Annotated in this window: 20 protein-coding genes and 7 tRNA genes; 7 read left to right on the top strand and 20 right to left on the bottom strand. The window is 35.0% G+C overall.

What is annotated here, in order from left to right:
• Nucleotides 1–98: 98 nt before the first annotated feature.
• Nucleotides 99–1,022, top strand: coding sequence for an AEC family transporter (locus AB4865_RS05775; RefSeq protein WP_372474770.1), 924 nt, complete (start codon nt 99–101; stop codon nt 1,020–1,022).
• A 2-nt stretch (nt 1,023–1,024) separates the two neighbouring features.
• Here the strand turns inward: AB4865_RS05775 and AB4865_RS05770 are convergent, their stop codons facing one another.
• From AB4865_RS05770 to dnaX, 11 genes are all read right to left on the bottom strand, one after another.
• Entirely contained in the window at nt 1,025–1,762 is a 738-nt protein-coding gene (locus AB4865_RS05770; protein ID WP_372474769.1) for a tetratricopeptide repeat protein, read from the bottom strand.
• Between the two features lies 1 nt (nt 1,763).
• Nucleotides 1,764–3,629: a BatD family protein gene (locus AB4865_RS05765; protein WP_372474768.1), complete on the bottom strand. Its 1,866-nt coding sequence runs from the start codon at nt 3,627–3,629 to the stop codon at nt 1,764–1,766.
• A 122-nt stretch (nt 3,630–3,751) separates the two neighbouring features.
• Nucleotides 3,752–3,824: transfer RNA gene (locus AB4865_RS05760), tRNA-Lys, on the bottom strand.
• 8 nt (nt 3,825–3,832) lie between these two features.
• Nucleotides 3,833–3,906: transfer RNA gene (locus tag AB4865_RS05755), tRNA-Arg, on the bottom strand.
• Between the two features lie 46 nt (nt 3,907–3,952).
• Nucleotides 3,953–4,027: transfer RNA gene (locus tag AB4865_RS05750), tRNA-Pro, on the bottom strand.
• A gap of 14 nt (nt 4,028–4,041) precedes the next feature.
• Nucleotides 4,042–4,125 (bottom strand) — tRNA-Ser (locus AB4865_RS05745).
• Between the two features lie 29 nt (nt 4,126–4,154).
• Nucleotides 4,155–4,228, bottom strand: a tRNA-Arg gene (locus tag AB4865_RS05740).
• 45 nt (nt 4,229–4,273) lie between these two features.
• A tRNA-Pro gene (locus tag AB4865_RS05735) sits at nt 4,274–4,348 on the bottom strand.
• Between the two features lie 14 nt (nt 4,349–4,362).
• Nucleotides 4,363–4,446: transfer RNA gene (locus tag AB4865_RS05730), tRNA-Ser, on the bottom strand.
• A 127-nt stretch (nt 4,447–4,573) separates the two neighbouring features.
• On the bottom strand, nt 4,574–5,107 hold the full coding sequence (locus AB4865_RS05725) for a hypothetical protein (protein WP_372474767.1): 534 nt from the start codon (nt 5,105–5,107) through the stop codon (nt 4,574–4,576).
• Nucleotides 5,108–5,154: 47 nt separating this feature from the next.
• Nucleotides 5,155–6,243 carry a DNA polymerase III subunit gamma/tau gene (gene dnaX / locus AB4865_RS05720; RefSeq protein WP_372474888.1) on the bottom strand — a complete coding sequence of 363 codons (1,089 nt, stop codon included), beginning with the start codon at nt 6,241–6,243 and terminating at the stop codon, nt 5,155–5,157.
• Nucleotides 6,244–6,633: 390 nt separating this feature from the next.
• Here dnaX and AB4865_RS05715 point away from each other — a divergent pair, with 390 nt between their 5' ends.
• From AB4865_RS05715 to AB4865_RS05700, 4 genes are all read left to right on the top strand, one after another.
• Nucleotides 6,634–7,032, top strand: coding sequence for a hypothetical protein (locus AB4865_RS05715; RefSeq protein WP_372474766.1), 399 nt, complete (start codon nt 6,634–6,636; stop codon nt 7,030–7,032).
• 159 nt (nt 7,033–7,191) lie between these two features.
• Nucleotides 7,192–7,560, top strand: coding sequence for a two-component regulator propeller domain-containing protein (locus AB4865_RS05710; protein WP_372474765.1), 369 nt, complete (start codon nt 7,192–7,194; stop codon nt 7,558–7,560).
• A gap of 92 nt (nt 7,561–7,652) precedes the next feature.
• On the top strand, nt 7,653–7,829 hold the full coding sequence (locus AB4865_RS05705) for a hypothetical protein (protein WP_372474764.1): 177 nt from the start codon (nt 7,653–7,655) through the stop codon (nt 7,827–7,829).
• Between the two features lie 18 nt (nt 7,830–7,847).
• Entirely contained in the window at nt 7,848–8,051 is a 204-nt protein-coding gene (locus AB4865_RS05700; protein ID WP_372474763.1) for a hypothetical protein, read from the top strand.
• A gap of 68 nt (nt 8,052–8,119) precedes the next feature.
• On the opposite strand, the gene AB4865_RS05695 is transcribed toward AB4865_RS05700, so the two are convergent.
• From AB4865_RS05695 to AB4865_RS05680, 4 genes are all read right to left on the bottom strand, one after another.
• A complete protein-coding gene (locus AB4865_RS05695; RefSeq protein WP_372474762.1) occupies nt 8,120–8,602 on the bottom strand; it encodes a DUF6691 family protein in 483 nt (160 codons plus the stop codon).
• A 12-nt stretch (nt 8,603–8,614) separates the two neighbouring features.
• Nucleotides 8,615–9,178 (bottom strand): YeeE/YedE family protein, encoded by a 564-nt coding sequence (locus tag AB4865_RS05690; protein ID WP_372474887.1) that lies wholly within the window; start codon nt 9,176–9,178, stop codon nt 8,615–8,617.
• A 131-nt stretch (nt 9,179–9,309) separates the two neighbouring features.
• Complete coding sequence (locus AB4865_RS05685) at nt 9,310–15,084, bottom strand: T9SS type B sorting domain-containing protein (RefSeq protein WP_372474761.1); 5,775 nt, start codon at nt 15,082–15,084, stop codon at nt 9,310–9,312.
• 7 nt (nt 15,085–15,091) lie between these two features.
• Nucleotides 15,092–15,514, bottom strand: a complete 423-nt coding sequence (locus AB4865_RS05680) for a hypothetical protein (RefSeq protein WP_372474760.1) — start codon at nt 15,512–15,514, stop codon at nt 15,092–15,094.
• Between the two features lie 343 nt (nt 15,515–15,857).
• Between AB4865_RS05680 and AB4865_RS05675 the strand changes: the two genes are divergently transcribed.
• Together AB4865_RS05675 and asnS are read left to right on the top strand one after the other, a co-directional pair.
• Entirely contained in the window at nt 15,858–17,057 is a 1,200-nt protein-coding gene (locus tag AB4865_RS05675) for an MFS transporter (RefSeq protein ID WP_372474759.1), read from the top strand.
• A gap of 70 nt (nt 17,058–17,127) precedes the next feature.
• The gene (gene asnS, locus AB4865_RS05670) at nt 17,128–18,564 is read left to right on the top strand and encodes an asparagine--tRNA ligase (RefSeq protein ID WP_372474757.1); all 1,437 of its coding nucleotides are present in this window, start codon (nt 17,128–17,130) and stop codon (nt 18,562–18,564) included.
• Nucleotides 18,565–18,628: 64 nt separating this feature from the next.
• Here asnS and AB4865_RS05665 read toward each other — a convergent pair whose 3' ends face one another.
• The 5 genes from AB4865_RS05665 to AB4865_RS05645 form a co-directional block, all read right to left on the bottom strand.
• Nucleotides 18,629–19,324: a sulfite exporter TauE/SafE family protein gene (locus AB4865_RS05665; RefSeq protein WP_372474756.1), complete on the bottom strand. Its 696-nt coding sequence runs from the start codon at nt 19,322–19,324 to the stop codon at nt 18,629–18,631.
• Nucleotides 19,321–19,770, bottom strand: coding sequence for a FixH family protein (locus tag AB4865_RS05660; RefSeq protein WP_372474755.1), 450 nt, complete (start codon nt 19,768–19,770; stop codon nt 19,321–19,323). The genes AB4865_RS05665 and AB4865_RS05660 overlap by 4 nt, the downstream gene beginning before the upstream one ends.
• Before the next feature lie 12 nt (nt 19,771–19,782).
• The gene (gene ccoG, locus AB4865_RS05655) at nt 19,783–21,204 is read right to left on the bottom strand and encodes a cytochrome c oxidase accessory protein CcoG (RefSeq protein WP_372474754.1); all 1,422 of its coding nucleotides are present in this window, start codon (nt 21,202–21,204) and stop codon (nt 19,783–19,785) included.
• Between the two features lie 115 nt (nt 21,205–21,319).
• Nucleotides 21,320–21,745, bottom strand: a complete 426-nt coding sequence (locus AB4865_RS05650; RefSeq protein WP_372474753.1) for a hypothetical protein — start codon at nt 21,743–21,745, stop codon at nt 21,320–21,322.
• 885 nt (nt 21,746–22,630) lie between these two features.
• Nucleotides 22,631–23,575: a cbb3-type cytochrome c oxidase N-terminal domain-containing protein gene (locus AB4865_RS05645; RefSeq protein WP_372474752.1), complete on the bottom strand. Its 945-nt coding sequence runs from the start codon at nt 23,573–23,575 to the stop codon at nt 22,631–22,633.

Here is a 23,575-nt window from a genome sequence, read left to right as displayed (position 1 = left end):
AGCCTCTTTTTTTTTTGACATAAAAAAATCTTTTTCTTTAAATTCATTCTAAAAACAATAGAATTATAGTATCTTTACGACATCAAAACATTTAGACTATGACACAGATACTACTCATATTTATTTGTTTGGCAATCGGTATCGGATTGAGATACAGCAAAACTTTTCCCAAAAACACACCTGCCGTTCTCAACGGCTATATACTATATGTAGCACTTCCGGCAATGGCACTATATTACATCCCCGATTTGCAATTGCAATGGTCGTTGTTATTACCAATTGGCGTAGCTTGGATTTGTTTTACCCTTTCATTTTTGTTGTTTGCTTTGTTGGGAAAAATCTTTCATTGGTCAAAAAAACTGATCGGCTGTTTGACACTCACTGCAGGTTTGGGAAACACCTCATTCGTTGGCATTCCGATTATTACTGGACTATATGGTGACGAGGGAATGAAAACACTAATTATCGTAGATTTACCTGGTACTTTTGTCGTTTTATCTACTTTGGGAATTTTGACTGCTACCTATTATGCAAAAAAATCTGCTAAAAATGAAAGCGAAAGTCTCATTCAAAAAATCATTTCTTTTCCTCCTTTTATTGCATTTTGTTTTGCTATACTTTTACTAATCCTCGGTATAGATTTTCCTTTCGAGTTGAAAGAAGTTTTCAAAAGATTAGCTGCTACCATATCCCCTATTGCGTTGATTTCGGTAGGTTTTCAACTCAAATTCAAAACCTATAGCAAACACTTTGGCTTTTTGGGATTGGGACTTGCATATAAATTACTCTTATTCCCCTTTGTGATTTTCACTTTATATTATTACATTTTAGGATTCAACACTTTAGAAACAAAAATATGTATCATAGAAGCAGCAATGGCTCCTATGATTACAGGAGCCATTTTAGCCAATTCATACGGTCTAAAACCCGAATTGAGCAATATGATGGTCGGTTTTGGTATTCCAATATCATTTCTCACTATCGGATTTTGGTATTTTCTAATAGAATGGAGTATAATGTAATATTACAAACCAATCACCAAATTTTTCTCTACCCAACCAACGGTTTCATCTACCAATTGCACTTGATACCAATTATTTTCTTTTGACAAAAGTCTACATTTGGTTGCTTGTGGTAAAGTCATAATTTCTCTAGAAAACTCTCTTTGTTCATTTTTCAATGAAGCAGATTTCAAAGTCAAAACATAATGAGGTGTGGTTAAATAATTTTGCTGAAATTTTACTATTCCATAGCTAAACAATGCCAACGGAAGGGCAATCCAAAACGCGTAATTTCCGATTTTGGTATTATTTGCAACATACAATTTTACAGCAAATCCTACCAATGTCAAAACACTGAACAACAAGGCAATCATCGACCAAGTTCCAATAGAAAACATTGAAAACAAACTATAAAAGACTTCGCTTGTTTCCATTTGAAAATGACGATCAGGTGATTCTATTGGACGTAAAAACTGTAAATTTACCCTCGCAGCTTTAAAGTCAGGTTGCACTTTCAACACTTGTTCGTAGTGATACACTGCCCAAACTGTATCTTGCTGTTTTTGATAGGCATTTGCCAGATTGTAATGAATATCTACGTTGTAAGGATAGTCTTTCAACAAAGTTTTGTAGGATGTAATTGCTGTAGGAAAATCATTTTTTTCATAAGCCGTAGTTGCTTTTGAAAACAACGATTGAGCATCCTGTGCAAACAACGAAATTGAAAAAAACAGTTCACACACTATCAGTAACTTTCTCATATTATTTTTTCAATTGTTTATCTAAATTTTGAATCGTTTCTACTGCCAGTTGATAATCATTTTCTGTATTTTGATGATCAACCAAGGCATATCTTGCCATTTCGCAAGTTTCTTTCAACTGTATAAATTGGCTGATTATTTCCTCCGAAACATTTTTTTCCTGTAACAAAAGAGCAATTTTTTCCGAAGTCAAATCTTTGATTTCCAACTGATATTTTCCTTTTAAATAATTATGTAAACATTTTTCTAAGGTAAAATAAAATTCAGTAGGATTTTCTATTTGAGCTTTTGCCTGAAATAAATATTTTTTTGCCAATTTACTTTGATTTTCCTTAGGTAAAAAATCTATTTTTTTTGAATATTTTTTTCCAATAAAAAGCATAGGAATAGCAACCAATGGGATAAAAAACAACCAATCAAAACTCTTAGATTTTGCCCATCCTAAACGTCCTTTGTTTGTATCAAATTGTTTTTTTATAGATTGAACAACCGTAGTATCTAATTCTTTTTCGTCCAAATCACTTTCTATTGGTGGTGTATCTCCCTCAGTTATTTTAAGATTTATTTCATTTGTTTTCAATATTTTATAAGATTGCGAAGCCAAATCAAAATACGAAAACTCAATCGGTTCGATGGTATAATCACCCTTATATGCAGGAACAATCGTGTAGGTATAGGTACGCGAACCTTCCAATCCGTTTTGAATATTTTTAGAAAAATTGTCTTTGATGGTCGGTTCATAGATTTCTAAATGTTCTACCGATTTCAAAGTAGGCAATTGAATCAAATCGAGATTCCCTTTTCCTTTGAGAGTGATGCTGAACGTCATCGCTTCCCCAGCTTTGTGAATGGTTTTATCAATTGTTTGCGACAGATCAAAACTACCAACCGCTCCCGAAAAATTGACTGGTTGATTGGCTACAGGCAAAGCTTTTGATTGAATTTTCACAGGTTGGGAAGCAATAGTAACACGCTTTCTATCCATTTGCGGACGACCAAAAGCATCAAAACTATCGGTAAAATCTTCTTGAATCATTCGCATTTTTACAGGCTGAATTTCCAATGTACCTTCTTTTTGAGGCATCAACACCGCTTTTTTCAACACGATTGAGCGATATTTCTTACCATTGTAAGTTCGCTCTTCAATCGGCGGATTTCTATTATCTTCTGTATAGTTCCAAAAATCTTTAAACACAGGAGCTTGTTCAAATTCGATATCATTTGCACTCGAAAAATAACTCACATGCAAGATGTACTCGATATAGATTGGTTCGTTTACATAAGCCGAGTTTTTGCTCACTTTTGTTTCGATATGAACCCCTCTTCCCGCATCTTGAGGAATGCGAAATTGAGGACGCTGTCTTTGTTCAAATAGTTCGTCAAACTGTTGCATCATTTGCTGATGACGTTGCATCTGTTGTTGCATTTGCTGTTGCATCTGTTGATACAATTGCTGATGTCTGTTTTGCGGAGATTGCTGACGGGGCTGTTGATTTTGATATTTTTCGCTCACCTCTATGCGGATGGGTTGGGTTTGGTATTTTTTTCCTTGGTATTCCAGTTGAGCACTTTCGATGGTTATGGTTCCATTTTTTTTAGGAGAAAGTACAAAAGAGATTCCTGACTCGGTAGTTACTTTACCATTAATATTAGATGAATTATGAAAACGATTGGGACCACCATAAATTTGAAATCCATCAAAATTTGGCAAAGAGATACTACCATTTACATTAGAAACAAAATAAATTTCTATCACATCGTCGGGAGCTATTTTTGAGCGATTTACCTTGACTTCAAACACCACTTGGGCAAAAGAAGTTGTGGAGATAAAAAACAGCAATAAACAAGAAACTATATGTTTTAGCATAAAAAATATTCGTTTTTATAAAATTGCTACAAAATAAATAAAAAGTTCGGAAAAAAATTCACAAAATACCATTAATGAAGGTTAAAGACATAAAAAAACCTTCTTTAGCAAGAAGGCTTTCGTGACCCGACTGGGGCTCGAACCCAGGACCCCAACATTAAAAGTGTTGTGCTCTACCAACTGAGCTATCGAGTCTGATGAAGTGATCCAGCTAGGATTCGAACCTAGGACCTACTGCTTAGAAGGCAGTTGCTCTATCCAGCTGAGCTACTGGACCCCACCATGAATAACAATTTAAAAATCAAAAATTATGAAAATCTTTGTCGGGGTGGCAGGATTCGAACCTGCGACCTCTTGGTCCCAAACCAAGCGCGATAACCGGGCTACGCTACACCCCGAAATATTTTCTGTGCGGAGAGACAGGGATTCGAACCCTGGCATCGGTTACCCGATGACAGATTAGCAATCTGCTCCGTTACCACTCCGGCACCTCTCCTATTCATATAAATGAATGAACTTTTCTCGTGATCCAGTTAGGATTCGAACCTAAGACCTACTGCTTAGAAGGCAGTTGCTCTATCCAGCTGAGCTACTGGACCTACCATTATAATACTTAAAACCCAAAAATTATGAAAAATACTTTGTCGGGGTGGCAGGATTCGAACCTGCGACCTCTTGGTCCCAAACCAAGCGCGATAACCGGGCTACGCTACACCCCGAAATATTTTCTGTGCGGAGAGACAGGGATTCGAACCCTGGCATCGGTTACCCGATGACAGATTAGCAATCTGCTCCGTTACCACTCCGGCACCTCTCCTATTTTTTCTTACAATGATAAGAACTTTTCTTTTTTAAAAGTGTTGCAAAAGTAGAACTTTTTTCTACAACAAGCAAACTTTTTTGAAAATATTTTATTTTTTTATCTTTCTCTTTTCTATCAACACCTAATCTTTCGATGATAATTCAAATACTTTTATCAACTCCTGAAACGCTATATATTTCTCTTTCAAATGATTTACTTTTTCTTCCGTCGTAAAAATCATTTTCTTTGTAGGCATCTTTTCATTAACGATTGTTTCAATTTGAAAATTATAATTGTTTAACTTTCGCCTTAAAAACGAAACCAAATCATACATATTTTCTTCAAAACTCAATTTGGTTCCTTCTGATGGAAATTCCAATTGTAAAATATTTTCATTCAATCGCTTTTCAGCTATTTGCATATTAGACGCCATCACCATACGACCAGTAGTATAATAATTTTTCTCACATTGCTCCCACAAATCATACAATTGTGCTTCGGAAAAACTATCCTGTGGTTTGTTTTCGTCACTCATATCCATGGGGTGAATGCTCGATTCTAATTTGCGTTTGTTTTCTATGCTCTTCAACGACAAACTCGAATAAACTTCTCCTTGTGATTCGGCTACTTTCTCTTCTTGAGTTGAATTTACTATTTGTTTTACTACATTTTGCACCGAAGTTTGCGATTCTACGGATTGAGTAGCGAAATACGAAGTGGGAATTATGAAAAATTTACTTTTTTTTTTTCAGTCTCTGGATGTGTAATTGATCCCAATTGCATCAAACACAACTCAATCAACAATCGCTGGTTCTGACTGGTACGATAATTCAAATCACATGTATTGGCAATTTCTATCGCTTCTATCAACTGAGCTTGCGAAAGTTTTTGTGCCTGAATTTTAAATTGCTCTTTTACCTCGTCAGATACTTGCAACAACTCCAATGTCTGGGGATTTCTACAAACCATCAAATTACGGAAATGTGAACTCAAGCCCATTACGAAATGATGTGGGTCAAATCCTCTTGCCAATATATCGTCAAATCCCAACAACAACTGAGGTAAATCATTGACAATCATACTATCAGTTACTTTTAGATAAGTATCATAATCCAATACATTGAGATTTTCTGCTACATCCTTATACGTCAAATGATTTCCACAATACGAGACCACACGGTCAAAAATAGACAAGGCATCACGCATCGCTCCATCTGCCTTTTGTGCAATGATTTGTAGAGCATCTTCCTCAAATGTAATATTTTGAGATTTTGCTACTTCCATCAAATGCTCTTTGGCATCCTGAACTGTGATTCGTTTAAAATCAAAAATTTGACAACGAGACAATATCGTAGGAATAATCTTGTGTTTTTCAGTAGTAGCTAAGATAAAAATAGCATGTTTTGGCGGTTCTTCTAAGGTTTTCAAAAAGGCATTGAAAGCTGCACTCGACAACATGTGTACCTCATCGATGATATATACCTTGTACTGCCCCGTTTGTGGTGGGATACGCACTTGGTCTATCAAATTACGGATATCTTCCACACTATTATTAGACGCCGCATCGAGTTCGAATACATTAAACGCAAAATCCTCTGTAGGGTCGTCGTAGCCCACTTGGTTGATTTTACGAGCTAAAATTCTCGCACAGGTCGTTTTACCGACACCACGAGGACCGGTAAACAACAAGGCCTGAGCCAAGTGATTGTTTTCGATAGCGTTTACCAAAGTATTGGTAATCGCCTGTTGTCCTACCACATCTTTAAAAGTTTGCGGACGGTATTTTCTAGCAGATACTACAAATTGTTCCATAAATTCTGTATTCGAATGGCAAAAATACGGTTTTTGTTTAGGATTGGCAAAATAAATTTGAGGTTGTATCATTTTTATACAACCCCTCAATTTCATGCATCAATGGTGTAAAATCGTGCTTGAACTGTCGAAAATCGTACATGTACGATTGGTTCATTTCAGAAGTAAACAGTACTTTTGCCCTATAAAAAAAAAATATTTTTAACATTCCTTTTGGTTTTATTTAGCACTGGATGAGCACATTATCAACTCCTCGTCTGAGAAAGTAATGTCTATAAATACAACAAACATTCTATTATAAAAACTCTTCACAACTCATGGAGCTATCTACAAATCCTACCCGACGGTAGTGTTTTTGTAAATGAATACGCTTCTCGTACAATAAGCAAATTGGGAAGTAATTATTCTCATGATTTTTTCTTTCCTAACCAACCTAAAAACGTCAATCTGGAACATTCTATCGTTGTTGACGGTAAAATTTATATATTACGAAGCAAATCCCTTACGCGTATCGAATCATTTTTGTTTAACAATATCAGTAAATACAAAGAATTGGACAATACGCCCGATGGGTATTTCTTTTCAAATATCTTTGTAAATAACAAGACCATTTATTGTATAGCAAACGACGGTGTCAATAATCAAACCATCGTTTATCGCATAGAAAACGACCAAATTGTACCTATTTTCAATAAAAAGGATATTGGTTTTATATATTTTCAGACAAAAATCAATCGTATGTGGGTAGAGTTTATCCTTCGGAAAACAAAACAGAAATTTATTCCCTAAAAAACGAGCATTTCACTCTTGTAAAAACCTTAGATTTTACATTGGACAATTTCATTTTTTTTCATTAGACGATTTCTATTTTACAAATCGCATAGATATAGACAAAGGAATTTTACGCAATAAAAACGGAAAAATTTCATCTAAAAAAAATACCCTCGATTGTTCAACGATTTCAATTCTGATACTATTTTTTGTATAGGTCAAACGGATGATGGCAAAGTATGGGTGGGTTCGTACAATGGCTATTTGAGTATCATTGATGGCGAAAAAATCACACAAAGCAAGGCAAATGACATCAGATTTCTACTAGGATGTCGCAACTATGGCAATCAACTGATTGTCAACAACGAAAACGGTCTTTGTATATCATTATTCAACTCTGATTTTAAACAAAAAACACTTGCAACGGATGTAGCAGGATTTTACAATTTTATCAGTAGTGATAATATTTTGTATGTAGGGACAAATACATATAAAAGACTGATGTACAAAGCGGTAAAAGACCTTGAAAACTCAGCGGTAGAATAAAAATTTGCGAGAAAAGAACAAAGTTTGAATCTATATAACATAATGATTACCGTTTTGTACGGAGAGATATAACCAAACCTATTTATGAAAAATTGACCAATCATCTTCATGAATACATAGCAGAAGGCGAACAAAACTATAAAAAACATCATTTATCCGAAGCAATATGGATAGAGGATTATTTAAAAATTCAGAAACGAATTTTCTCAAAAGATTACATAGCAATCGTTCTAGACGATATGCACGCTCGTTGCAAACGCATGCTTTAAAAAAATGGAGAAGCTGTTTTGATAAAGAAAAACTGGGAAGAATGTTATGAGTTTTGCAAAACCTATTCGATAGACTATTGGGTTACATTCCAGAGAAAGAGTTTGGTAAATACCGCACATATTGAAAAAACACAAAATCTATACATCTTCTTACCCAACGACATCGTCATAAAACTTTCCCCTCAAAAATGGAAAGAGCTAAAAGATAAAATTGATTTTTAAGGCAAAAAGAGGCTGTCCGTTAATTTACAGACAACCTCTACTTACATATATACTATATAGTGAAGGAATTAATGTGGCAGTTTTTCTCTAAAATATCCATATACCCAAGTACCAAAGATTGCACTTAATAATGTGATTGAAATTACAGTTGCTCCCAATCCTATTTGAGCAAACAATGGACCTGGACATGCTCCTGTAAGTGCCCAACCAAAACCAAAGAGCAAACCACCATAGATTTGTCCTTTGTTAAATGTTTTAGTTGCAATGGTTATTTTTTCACCATAAATGGTCTTTATGTTGAATTTCTTGATTATAAACACAGAAATCATAGCTGTAAGCACTGCACTCCCTATGATTCCATACATGTGAAAGGATTGCATTCGAAACATTTCTTGAATTCGAAACCAACTTACCACTTCCGCTTTGACAAACAATATTCCGAAAATAATTCCTACGATTAAATATTTTATCAAGTGAAAACTATTGTGTTTTAATTTGCTTTCATTGATACACATTGCATCTTGAGTACGTATATTTTTTTCTTGATTCATCTTTTTATTTTTTTAAAGTGATAAAATATAAGGCAAGAGTACATTTGCCATAAAAAACCCTCCCATCATAAAACAAATAGTAGCTATCAACGATGTTAGTTGCAAATTTGACAATCCCATAATGGCATGCCCACTCGTGCATCCACCTGCATATCGCGTTCCAAATCCTACCAAAAAACCACCGACTACCATTAATACAAATCCTTTGAGGGTAAACAAATTGTCCCATGTAAACAAATCCATAGGCACGATTTGACTATAATCGTGGATACCATAAGTCGCTAATTCGGATTTTAAATGCTCATTTACGATAATTTCATCGGGATTTGAAAGAAATTGAGAAGCAATAATTCCTCCTATAAAAACACCAACTACAAACAATATATTCCACAATTCTTTTCGCCAATTATAGTTGAAAAAGGGAATTTTTGCTGGCATACACATCGCACAAATATGTCGCAAAGATGAGCTAATTCCAAAACTTTTATTTCCTAAAATCAATAATGTAGGTACTGTCAGACCTATCAAAGGACCTGCAATATACCAAGGCCAAGGTTGTTTTATAATCTCTATTATACTCATTGTAATTATTTTTTACAAAAGTAACTAGTACATTTCTATAGTTGTGTAACTAATGTTACATAGCAAAAAAAAAACTCGCAAACTAAAGTTTGCGAGTTTTTTTTAAATTAATATAGAATAACGAACTATCTTATTAAACTAAAGTGTCCTGTTGCTTCTTTTTCTAATCCTGTTCGTTTATCTACGTAGATTACTTTGAACCAGTAATCAGTTGCTGGCATTGGTTGCCCATTGTATGTTCCGTCCCAACCTGGTCCTGATCCACTGATTTGTTTCAATAATTTTCCGTATCTGTCAAAGATATAGATTTTTGAATCTGGCTGATCTTTCAACGCCCTGATGTTCCATGTATCATTTTGCCCATCATTGTTTGGCGTAAAGAACAACGGATGACCCATCACTAATACCTCTTTCTCTAACGGACAGTAAACGCCGTTTTTCACTCTTATTCGCAGCATGTGTTCTCCTGGTATTACATTCATAAACACATTGCTCTCTTGCCATTCGCCTTCATCTAATTGATACTCTAATGTAACTCCATTTCCTGCATTGGCAATTACTTCCATGCTCATCAATTCGCTAAAGTCTTCCGTAAATCGGATTTCTTCTAAAGTAATTCTTGGACCTTCTGTTACAACTATCGTTCGTGTAGATGTACAGCCTGTTGGCAAGTATGTTACTATCAATGTGTAATCTCCTGGAGCTACCGCTGTATAGCTACTTCCTGTTCCTACAACTACTCCATTCCCGTCCATCCATTGGAAAGTATAATCTCCTCCTTCTGGCAATCGTGTATCCATTGTGTATCCCTTGATCAACTCTGATGGGTTGTGGAAATCAAAACACACTACGCCATTTGGTATATTTGGCACCTCTGGACCTGGAATCGTTGTTACTGTAAATGTCACTGTTGCTCTACATTGCATTCCTGGAATTGTGTTGAATACTACTGCTGTGATTTCATCTCCATCTGTACCATTGTACGAGGTTGGGTCTGCAATCAAGTTGCCTTGTGCATCGAAATAACGTACTGACAATGGTGTTGATATCTGTGTTCCGATAATTTCAGCATTCAAACGTGTCAAATCCATAACGGTATTTCCATCGTTTTGTGCATCGTCTTCACAGAATGCAGTGCTTACCGGCATAAAGGCTTTCACCTCTTCTTCTACTCTCAATTCAAACGAACCTATTCCGAAACATCCTACCTCGTTGTGATATACTCGCACCCAAATCTCTTGTACTGTCTGTACGATATTGGTGTAGATATAAGGTACTGGGGCATTATCATTGATTGCGTTTTCTTCGCTCGTATAATATTTCACCATGTAATCTCCTGCTGGCAAGTTGCCCAATATCTCAGATTTTTTATCTTCTAAATTGAAAGTATGGTATCCGTTCGTGTTTTCGATACATACATACATTGGCGACAACTGTGGTACGTTTACCGTAGGTAGTACTACCAATTGCAACGGCACTACTACAAAACAAGAGTTACTTTCTATCGTTGGGTTGTTTGAAACTCGTACGTAAACAATTCCTGTTTGTGCAAGATACTGCGTTGGGTTCATAATCAACGAGTTTGGATCTGCCGTATAAGCTCCGTCTGAATTTGTATAGTATCTAAACGTCAAGTTGGCTATATCATTTGAAATCTCAAACTGTTTTGATGTCAAATCAAAGATACCTAACGGTGCATTGTCTGGCGATACACACGCTTTCAAAGGTGTTGGTGATTCATTTATCTCTGGCAATGGCAAGATGCGTACTTCCAATTCTGTATAGCTCACACATCCGTATTGGTTGGTTACTGCTATGTAAATCGTTTGATTCGCTGTACTTGTTACAAACGTTGTGGGGTCTGCGATTGCATTTACTTCGTTTGCTCTGTCTACTGCCGATGTATAGTAAGCAAATGTTACTCCGAATACTTGTACACCTCCTTGTATTTGAACTTCTCTGATGGTCAAATCCACTTGTTCTTGACCTACGTTTGGCAAGGTAGTTTCACACTTACTGATAGTCGTTGGTGTAGTCAATGCAAGTGGCATTCTTGTTTGGATGGTAAAACTACGCAAACGCAAACATTTTGACCCTACTCTATTTACTGTCACCCAAATCGTTTGTGGATTTTCTGTATTTTCATACTGTGTTGGATTTCCAATCCAGTTGATTCCCTGCTCAGCATTTGCCAATGAAGTATAATATTTAATCTCTAATTCTGATGGATCTACTGATGCGTTCGTTGCATAAATCAATGCGTTTTGAACTGTCAAATCAAAAATCGAAATTCCATCATTTGTTTCTCCAAAGGTATCACATACATTTACTTCTGGCAAGGTTACTGGCATTGCCGGTGCTGTTTCTAAATGGAATGTGATTGGATACACTGTAAAACATCCATATGCATTCGTTACTCTAATCCAAACCACTGGGGTGGTCGTTTGCAAGTTGTTGTATGCTTGCGGTACTGCAATTGGTTGGATGTTGTTGATGGCATTGTTTTGTGTTTCGAAATATGAAACTGCAAATCCTGTCCCTTGAACCAATGGCAAAATATGTTCTACCAAATCAATCGTTCCAAATCCGCCGGTTCCTCCGATGTTACAGATTGAGAATGGCTCTGTTGGCAATGTAATCTGTGGATTGGGCTCTACTCTGATATCCATAGTAGTTGTAGAGAAACATCCTGTAGATTGGTTTACTACTCTAATGTACAACGTTTGTACATTTGCTACTACGTTTTGATACGTCGTTGGCAATGGATTAACTCCTGTCAACGCATCGTTTGCTGTATAGTGGAAAGTAACTCCTAATCCTTGTTGCTCTCCGATAATCAACGGAATTCTCGACAATAAATCAAAGGTTTCAAATCCGTTTCCGTTTTCATCACACAATGTGTAAGATGGTACTACGGCTGGAACTACTGGCGTTCTGTTGATACGCAAATTCAAGATTCCTACTGAAGTACATCCTGTAGCATTATTTGCCACTCGTACATATATGGTACTTGCTGTAGCATTTGAAAAAGCAGTTGGATTTACAATAGAATTTGATCCTGTCAATGCCAACTCTTGTGTTGTGTGATAGGTTACTGTATATTGACCTGCATCTAATGATCCTAAGAATACAGAAGTCGCTTCTGTCAAATCAAACACCTCAATCAAATCATTATCTGTATCACATGCATATAATGAATGTGATAAAGCTCCTAATTCTGGTGTTGGTGTTACATTCAATTCCAATGGAACTACACTCGCACAGTTTGAGTTTTGATATCCAACTCTTACGTAAACCGTTTGATTGTTCAACACGATGTTTTCGTATGCTGTTGGTGTAGCAATCGCATTTTGGTTCAAATTCGCATCTGTCAATGTTTCGTGATACGTAACTTGAACTCCCTCTGGAATTGGATTACCTGCAATTTGAATTGCTGTCGCTTGCAAATTAAACACCGATCTACCGTCGTTTCCTTGATCACACAATGTCAATCCTGGAATTTCGATAGCCGTAGGCAATGCACGCAAGCTCAATTGCAACGGACGTACTACATAACATCCTGTTGTTGCATTTTGTACTCGAACGTAAATTGTTCCAGGTGTAGATGTATAACTCAAAGGCAATTGCAATTCTACATATCCCAATTCAGCATCCGCTTCATTTGCATAGTAAGAAACTGTCAACATTGGAGACAAAGTGATTTGATTGGTTGACAAATTCAAATCAAATGTTCCTGCTCCATTTCCATTATCACATGCAATCGCTACTGGCAATGTTGCTGGGATGTTTGGAAGTGGGTGAATCCACAATTGGAAAGATGTGGTATCAAATACATCTGGATCTGATATATGAGCTACTCTCACAAAAATCTCTTGACCGTTTGTACCGTTAAAGTTATCCAATTGAGCATCAGGAATAGCATTGGTACCTGCAAGTGCTGCCTCTTCAGTTAAATGATAAGTCACATTAAAAGACGCATCATTGTTATATACTATTGGAGTATAAACAGACAAATCAAACGTCTGAGGAGCCACACCACAAACAGACAAATCAGGTAAGTGGTTCAATGCAAGTATACATTGTACTGGAATGATTTGGAATGTTCTATATGCCAAACACCCAGTATTTATATTTTTAATACGAACATAAATTGTACGAGCACCATCGTCAATATTTTGTGTTTGAGCATAAGGTAAAACACCAGTTCCTTCAACTGCATCTTCTTGAGAATCATGGAAAGTAACTACATACAAAGGATCAACCGTAATTTCTGGCAATACTTCACTTAAATCAAACTCTCCTATTCCAGAAATATTAACACAGTCACTTAAATTATTTGGATTACCCGCAATAATTCTTGCAAAAATATCCGTACAGAATGTGGTTTGAACTTCACATCCAAAATCATTTAATATTGTAACTGGAATACACAATTCTCCCTCAGTTGTTGGTTCAATCGTAATTTGATTACCATTTACAGCAGTTACTCCATTGATCAAAGGAGTTGAAATATTTGCTACTGTAGGAGTAAATGAAAACTGAGCTGGTAAAATCGAATCGTCATATTCTATCCACCATGCAAATACATATCCATTATCCGAATGTAATTGATCATGAATTTCTAAACGCCATTCTCCGTTTACATTTGAGCCTACAAAGGGAGCAAAATTTCCAACAGGTAAATAATCTCCTGGTACAAACATTTGTCCATTAGTTGGAATAACACCTCCTGGCATAGTCTGTCCATTAATAACTGTCGTTTGAGCATTCATAGTAAAACAATATGTTTCACCAATCCCTGGTGTTAAATCATCGTCTACATCGACAGGATGCCCCCAAAATGTACCTCCTCCTCCTTGATTATGCAAAATTACTGGTTGACCATTTGGAGCAAAAACTCTAATTGTAAAATCCCCTGAATAAGAATGCTCCATATTTACACAAATTCTACTAATTTGATTTACATTCTCAATCAATTGAGTTGGTTCATAACAATCTACCACTAAATATGAACTATAATAGTTGTCATCTCCATCCGGCAAGAATGTAGTTCCTGTTTGAGGAACCACACAATCTTTTGTAATAGTTGGGTATGTAACATTTACATCAAAGGTAGTAGTAGAACCAAAACACACCTCCTCTGGCAGAGTAGCTGTAATTGTAGGTTCTGGTGCAATGTGAATCGTTTGGTTGATATAATTAGCATTTCTACAACCATTAGGATCTGTAATAAATAAATTTACACGATATATTCCAGGCTGAGAATACGAATGTTCAACATTCTGACCATGTAAAACAGTTCCATCATCCATCACCCATTTATACGAAGCATTTACTCCAGACAACCCAAATTCTCCTCTACCATTTAGAGTGATTGGTTGTCCGACACAAGCACGAATAATTCCATTTGCATTTGCAGTAGGAGATGAACTTTGCAAAAATGCATTAATTGATTGACAAGGAGGCACACAAGCTATATTTGCAGCCCATCCAGAATTTGTCCCCGTTCCATCAGAAATAAAGCGAACAGTAAGACATCCTGTTGGATTTTCTCCAGAAGGCATAACTATCCCTGGAGATTCAGTACCTGAATACTCTCCAATTAATGGAGCTCCAACATTCATCCCATCATAGATATACAAAATATCTTGATTTTGTTGCGTACTAAAAGATGTAAAATCTAATTGAATTACATCTCCAACAATATTTGTATCTGGACAAATGGTTACCTCACGTACCTCGTGATTTCCATAATTACCGTCAACACCACCAAAATCGGTAAAAACACCCGAACAGGCGTTAATAGTACCATTGATAGGCATCGGATAAATTGTCTGTGCTACTGCACCAAATACACAAGTAAATAATGCGAGCAATGAAATAAATAATCTTTGTTTCATTTGTTTACTATTTATCTTTTAAATTTCTGTTCAATATTTTTATTACATAGATAGAATTATCTACTCTATAATATTGTGTCCCTCGAGAATGAAAATTCATATTATACTTCAATACATTAAAAGTATAAGGATTGAAATCCTCATCTCGTTTTAAATCTTTATTGTAAGGATTAAACAAAGGCACTTCTGACAATTTTGTATATCCTTCTCCTTCCCAGTACGGAATCTCAACAATTTTCACTCGTTCATTAAGCAAAAATGTCAAAGATTCTAATCGATCTTTGTTGTTTAATACCAAATTTTCCAACTGATCTCCAAAAACTTCTACAATCCTTGGATCTACATTTGGCGTTACTTCACTTGATGATTGCTGAGAATAAACTTGAACAGTAAAAAACACTGTCGCTGCAATACTTAGTAATCTATTCATCTTTAAAAATATTTTTAAGTGCGAAATTTACATCTTTTTTGCGAGTATTAAGTTTTTTTTTGTCATTTTTTTTACCCAAATAAATGTTGAAAATTATTTTTTTTTCGTTTAAACTCTTTGCTAAAACTCTTATCAAATTGATTTTATATCAGTTACAACTTCAATTCCCTTTTTATCTTTTATTTTTTCTTAAAATGTTAAAATTATATTCTTTTCAACTTTCATCTAAATCTTACATTCATTTTATTATTTATCAAATGTATCGTTAAAACATCAACAAAATGCTACGTTTGCTAATCATTCTTACTAATTTTGCGTTTCAATTTTTGTAAATCGAACTGAAATGAGACAATTTTGGCAAAATTACATCGCTTCGTACAAAGGTCTTTCAACTAATACTTGGATGCTCGCATTGGTCATGTTTATAAATCAAAGTGGTGCGATGATTTTACCTTTTATGGCTATTTACATGGAAGAAGAATTGGCTTTTAACGATGTGAGAAAAGGAATCGTTTTAGGTTTATTTGGATTAGGTGGTATCATCGGTGGATTATATGGAGGAAAACTCACTGACAAATTGGGGTCATATAAAGTTCAAGTTTTCAGTCTTTTCTGTGTAATACCATTTTATGTTTCTTTGGCTTTTATCAAAAATTTTGAATTATTGTGTTTGGGAGTTTTAGTAACAAGTACAACCAAAGAACTATTTCGACCCGCTAACAGTGTATCGGTTGCAAAATATGCAAAACCTGAAAACCTTACCAAAGCCTTTTCTCTCAACAGAATGGCCCTCAATTTAGGTTATTCCGTTGGTCCTGCCTTAGGTGGATTTTTAGCGATGATTTCGTATCAATTATTGTTTTTTACCAATGCTTTTATGTCATTGATTGCAGGAGTTTTGTTTTGGTGGTATTTCAATAATCGTACGACAAATGCTTTGCATAAAAACGAAATGGAAACTGCTAAAGAACCTGTGAAATTTAAAGATTACGAGTTTTTAGTGTTTAGTCTTTTTGTTGGACTGTTTGGATTTTGTTTCTTTCAAATTCTCAACACCCTACCTATGTTTTATAAAAATGTTGCATTACTGAAAGAAAACCAAATTGGTGTATTAATGGGATTTAACGGGTTGATTGTATTTTCATTAGAAATGTTTATCATACATATTGCCGAGAAAAAATTTAGTATTTTGAGCAACCTTATTATCGGAATGGTGTTTTGTGCTTTAGCTTATGCTACTTTACTCATTTCAAGCGATATATACATCTTATATTTTTCACTCTTTTTATTATCTATTTCCGAAATTCTCGTGATGCCTTTGACATCAACTGTAGCAGTACATCGTTCTACGCCTAAAAACAGGGGTAGATACATGGGAATCAATGGAATATCATACGCAAGTGCATTGATTTTTTCTCCTATTGTTGGTACTTGGATTATCGAAAAATTTAATTATTCTACCTTGTGGATTGTCAATAGTATGGTATGTCTAATTACCATTATTGGATTTTGGAAAATATTAAAAAAATGGAAGTTGAATTAATGAATATTTTTTTTCTTTATTAAATAAAATTGTACTTTTGCAATTCTTTATTTTTATGAATAGTTAGTATATGAAACATACAAAAATAATTGATTTACTTTCTGGCAATTTACTTTTGCAAGAAGTAACTGCCAAAGGTTGGGTTCGCACTTTTAGAAACAACCAATTTATCGCATTAAACGACGGTTCTACTTTGCAGAATATTCAATGTGTATTGGAGTTGGACGCTTTTCCTGAAGAAACAATCAAAAGAGTAACCACGGGAGCTGCCATTATGGTGCAAGGTGTTTTAGTTGAAAGTCAAGGTAAAGGTCAAAAATACGAAATTCAAGTTTTTAACTTAGAAATCTTAGGAGATTCTGACCCTGAGAAATATCCTATTCAACCGAAAAAACATTCATTAGAGTTTTTGAGAGAAAATGCTCATTTGCGTATTCGTACCAATATGTTTGGAGCGATTATGCGTATAAGAAGTACATTGGCGTATGCCGTACATAAATATTTCCAAGACAATGGTTTCTTTTATGTAAACACGCCAATTATCACAGGTTCGGATGCCGAAGGTGCGGGTGAAATGTTTCAAGTAACTTCGTTGCCAATCGACGGTTCGGCTCCAAGAAACGAAGACGGAAGCATCAATTACAAAGAGGATTTCTTTGGTAAACCAACCAACTTGACGGTTTCTGGACAATTGGAAGGCGAAACTTATGCTATGGGATTGGGTTCTATTTACACTTTTGGTCCTACATTCCGTGCGGAAAATTCTAATACTTCTCGTCACTTAGCAGAGTTTTGGATGATAGAGCCAGAGATTGCGTTTTTGGATTTGGACGGAAACATGGATTTGGCAGAAGACTTCATCAAATTTGTCATCAAATACACATTGGAAAAATGTGAAGACGATTTGAAATTACTCGAACAACGCTTGTTGGATGAAGAAAAATCGAAACCTCAAGCCGAGCGTTCGGAAATGTCGTTGATAGATAAATTGCGTTTTGTTTTAGACAACAATTTCAAACGCGTTTCTTATACAGAAGCGATTGATATTTTGAAAAATTCAAAACCAAACAAAAACAAAAAATTCCAATACCTTATCGATGAGTGGGGAGCTGATTTGCAATCAGAACACGAGCGTTATTTGGTAGAAAAACACTTTAAATGTCCTGTAATTTTGTTTGATTATCCAGCAAAAATCAAAGCGTTTTATATGCGTTTAAACAAAGACGAAAAAACGGTTCGTGCTATGGATATTTTATTCCCAGGAATTGGAGAAATCGTTGGAGGTTCACAAAGAGAAGAACGCTACGATGTGTTGGTCGAAAAAATGAAAGCTCTAAACATTCCTGAAGAAGAAATGTGGTGGTATTTAGACACTCGTAGATTTGGGTCGTGTGTACACTCAGGCTTTGGATTAGGATTTGAACGCTTGGTATTATTCGTAACTGGTATGACCAATATCCGTGATGTGATTCCTTTCCCAAGATACCCACAAAACGCTGAGTTTTAACATCTATACAACTTATACAAATACAGGCTGTCCTTTCGGGCAGCCTGCTTTATTTTTCTTCGGTCTAATAACACTGCGGATTGGCAGTGATAAACAATTGTAAGGTACTTGGTGAAATGTAGGGAATGTCTAAATCCATACCGCGTAAAATGAGTAAAATCCCCATCAAAACTAACAATATGGGAACAAATTTCAATAGTTTTTGACGCATGGATTGACTCACCCACTGACCTACCCAAACGATTGTTGTCATCAATGGAATGGTTCCTAAGCCAAAGCAAAACATAAAAAACGCTCCTTCCCACACACCTTGGGTGGACAAGGCTCCAAACAATGCCATATAAACCATCGCACAAGGCAATAATCCGTTGAGCATACCGATTACCAAAAAAGAAATGGGTGTTTTTTGTTGAAAATATTTTGTAAAATTTCCTCGGATTTTGGTAAACAGCAAAGTTTTGGTAAACAAACTCAACTGAAACATTTTTTTGTTGAAAAACACTACGGAAAATATCAACACCACACCTAAAATTATGGATAATTTCTGCTGAAATCCCGCAATAAAAAGTGTTCGACCAAGGGTTCCAAAAAGCAACCCTATCAGACTATAAACCGAGATTCGTCCTAAGTGATACAAAACAATCGACGAGGTCTTGCGAGTAAACGAAAAGGTATGTATGGGCAACGCCAAAGCGATAGGCCCACACATACCTAAACAGTGTAAACTACTCAATAATCCCAACAATAAGGGTGCTATCATAGTACAATTTCAATTTTCTTTAAATACTCTTTTCCTTGGTATGAAAACGAAACCGAAATTTCCCATTTTCCACTTTGTAATTGCTCTTTTGGCAACAACATTTCATACGAATCTTTGAGAGAAATCGTTACTTGTGTATCCAACTTTTGATTGGACGGACGATACAATTTCACTTGACCTACAACCTGAGACTTTTCCATCGTTTCTGGAAAAGAAATCACAATTCCGTCTTGATTCTTAGCTATCGAAAAAGCACTTCCCAATTCGTTGGCATTTTGTTGTGCTCGGTGATTTTTATCAATATTTACCTCTTCTTGATAATAATCTTTCAATTGCAATTCGTTATCATAATCGGGATTTACTTGTACTCTGATGACATATTGCAAAATAAAAATCATAAAGGCAAGCATTCCTACTACCAATCCCGTTCCCCAATTCCATTTCATATTTTCAACTTATTAAATTAATGATTTTGGCCCTAAAAACGAAGTCGAGGTTTTGTCGATCAATTTATCTCCATCATATACTTCGATTTTCACTTCCACCTTATATTCTCCTTTCAATTCTTGTTCTTTGATACGGATGAAAAATGTACCTGTTGCTTGATCTCCAGGTTTTACAGCAATTTTAGGATTTCCTACTACTTCCAATTCTCCTACTGGTTCAACCAATTTGAAAGTTACATTTTGATAATCTCCATTGGTTTTGTTGGTAATAGAATAGGTAAATACATTTGAAATCTTGTCTTCTACCCTTTCGTATGTTTGACCTGGAATTTTACGAATTTTTGTTTCCAATTCGCTTCGTAAAAACAACATTCCAATCAAAACACCTATCAAAATAAACAAAACGGCTGCATAACCTTTCATACGAGCAGTAAATTCAAACGGTTTGTTTTCGGCGATTTCAGATTCAGAGGCATAGCGAATCAATCCCTCTGGTAAATTTACTGCACGCATCATCGCATCACAGGCATCCATACAAGCTGTACAGTTTACACACTCGAGCTGCGTACCGTTTCGGATGTCGATTCCCGTAGGACAGACATGCACACATTGAGCACAGTCGATACAATCTCCTTGTCCTGTAGTGGCTCTATCCACTTTTTTGTTGAACTTGGCTCTACCCTTTTCTTTTTCACCTCGCTTGTAGTCATAAGCCACGATTACCGATTTGTTGTCGAGCAATACCCCTTGCAATCTTCCGTAAGGACAAGCTATAATACACACCTGCTCTCTAAACCAGGTAAAGATAAAATAAAAAATGAATGAAAATATTACCAAGGCAATAAAAGTAGAAAGATTGTCGAGTGGACTATGCGTTACCAATTGATAAATGCGATCACTTCCCAATAAATAAGCCAAAAACACATTAGCAATCCCAAAAGAAATCAAGTAAAAAATAACCCATTTCAAAAATCTTTTTCTGATTTTTTCGGCGTTCCATGGTTGTTTTGCCAATTTGATTTGAGCTCCACGATCTCCATCAATCCAGTATTCGATACGACGGAAAACCATTTCCATAAAAATCGTTTGCGGACAGATCCATCCACAAAATATACGACCAAATGCCACTGTAAACAAGGCGACAAACAATACACCTATCACCATCGAAATCACCATCAAGTAAAAATCTTGAGGCCAAAAAGGCAATGAAAAAATATTGAATTTTCGGTCGATTAGATTGAATAGAAATAATTGATTTCCATTGATTTTGATAAACGGCGAAGCTACCAATACTACTAGAAGTATATAACTCACCAATTTTCTTTTGTCGTAATATTTCCCTACTGGCTTTTTGGGAAACATCCATACGCGTTTACCGTCTTTGTCAATCGTTCCTATGGAATCTCTAAAGCTTTCGTTTTCGAAACTGCTCATAAATTGTTGTTGTTTGTTGTTTTTGTTTGTTAGTTTATTAGGAGTTCATTAGAAGTTTGTTAACTTTTATAGAACTATTAATTAATAAAATAGAGACTGTAAAATCATACAGCCTCTATTTTTTTTTAAATTTCACAAAATAACTTTCTATAACTTTTTGTTCGTCAATAGTAAGTAAATCAATTTGTTGTTTGTAATCATTTAACAACAAATGATAAGATTCGTAATTTTCAGACAAAAGTTGAATCATTAAATCATTCGTAATTTTACTCAATGAAGAAAAACTATTTTTATCTAAAAAATCTATGTAATTTTCAATCATTTTAAAATCAATTTGATTGTTCATTTTACCTACCTGGTCATTACACTTTCCAAATCCAAAACCATAATAAGAACCACCTGATACTGTTTGAAAAATTTTACATTCTTGGCAAAATGTTCCAAACATAGAATTTGCAGTCACATTAGAAATAGAAACTGTGCATAAAAAAAGAAATAGTAAAATAAATAACCCTACAAGAAAAAAATATGTTTTTTTCATTTATTTTTTTAGTTATAGAACCAATTAATAATCAACATCTTATCACTGTAAGATAAATTTTCTATTTTATTTTTATAGACTTCTAGTTCTCTATGATATTTATCAACACCATTGTTAGTCATAGCCTCATGCAATTCATTTACGGAAGCGTTAATTGTATTTAAATTATTCTCCCTTAAAAATGTTTTATAACTAGACAATCTATATTGCTGTATAATTGACGGAGATTTAATACCACCTTTATTATTTGTACATCCACACTCTGCAAATCCCCAAGAACATCGACAATAAGGGGAGTCACCTGGATCACAATAATAAACCTCACAATCATTAAAAATACAATCAGCATAACATAATCTTGAAGATTGTACCTAATAAAGTGTCGACTCTGTTTATTCAATATTCAATGAATCATACTTTTCTTCATTTTCATTACATGAATTGATTAATGCAAATGAAATTACCATTCCTAAAATAAATTTTAATACTTTCATAGATTTATAATTTCATTAGTTATTATTAGCAAATATACAAATTTCTATATTTATAACAAAACATTATCAAAAAAATATTCAACTTTAACTTAAAAAAAGAAGATAGCTTTAAAATTTTCTTGTTCCACTGACAATATAAAAATTTCCAATCATTATCATAAAATATTTTCAGTTTATCGAAATGACAAACAATCTTTAGAATTGATTTCTAGGACACATTTTATGCGATAACTAAGTCAGTACAAAGAAAAAAATCATTTTTCATCTGCGTTAGAAAATAAAATAATTATAAAAAAAATAATTAATCTATTATACTAAAAAAAGCCACAACTTTATGGGTTGCGGCTTGAAATAAAACTAAAACCCTTTATAGGATATGGAATTTTTATCTTTAGCTTGCTATTTCTTCTGTTGGTTGTTCAGTTGCTGGAGCTTCTTCAGTTGTCTCAGTTACCGAAGTGTCTTCTACATGAAGATCTCCTTCTGCAGCTTTTGGATTGGCTGGAGTAGTTCCCACTAAACTTTTAACATAACTTGCAACTTTTTGAATATCCGAAGGTTTGATTTGAGCTTTCCAAGGCACCATACCTTTTCCGTCTCTACCTCCTTCTGAAATAGTCGTAAAAATATCTTTGATATCTCCACCCAAAATCCAATGGTTATCTGTCAAGTTTGGACCGATACCTCCTCCACCATCTACCGCGTGACACGCTACACAGTTTTGGTCGTAAATCGCTTTACCAGCTGCTAAGTCTGCTGCCTCTGTCAAATACACCACATTTTCTACTGTCAACAAATCTGGTGCTGTCTTCTTGTATTCTTCGATTTCTAATTCAGCTTTTGCGATGTCTTTTTCAAGCTCTACCAATTGGTTATCTCCTCCAAACAAGTGGTACTTACCTAAGTAAATCACACCAAAGATAATCGTTACATAGAACAAATATACCCACCAAGGCGGTAAGTCGTTGTCTAATTCTTTGATTCCATCATAATCGTGGTCAAGCTCAATTGATTTTTCATCCTCAATAGATTTTGATTTCGTCAATTTTGCCATCATTTTTTTGAACCATACTTGCTCAGACAATGGCAAGTTTTCCAAACGCTCTCTTTCAGCTCTTTCCTCTGGAGACATCAATTGGTTCATAATGCTTTTACTTGCCGATGCTGTAATCTCGATTGCAATCAACACGAATACAAACAAGGCAATAAGAATCAATAACTCAGGAAATTTTACTATCGCAGGTTGATCTCCCGAATCTACAAAGTATTCCACTAGTCCATAGAACAAAGCTATCAACAAGGGTACTCTTACATATACTGGAAAATACTTTTTCAT

Origin of the sequence: Capnocytophaga sp. ARDL2, from assembly GCF_041530365.1 — a bacterium.
Taxonomy (GTDB): domain Bacteria; phylum Bacteroidota; class Bacteroidia; order Flavobacteriales; family Flavobacteriaceae; genus Flavobacterium.
Note: the sequence above shows the minus strand (reverse complement) of the source record. Positions and strands in the feature narration are given on the sequence as shown.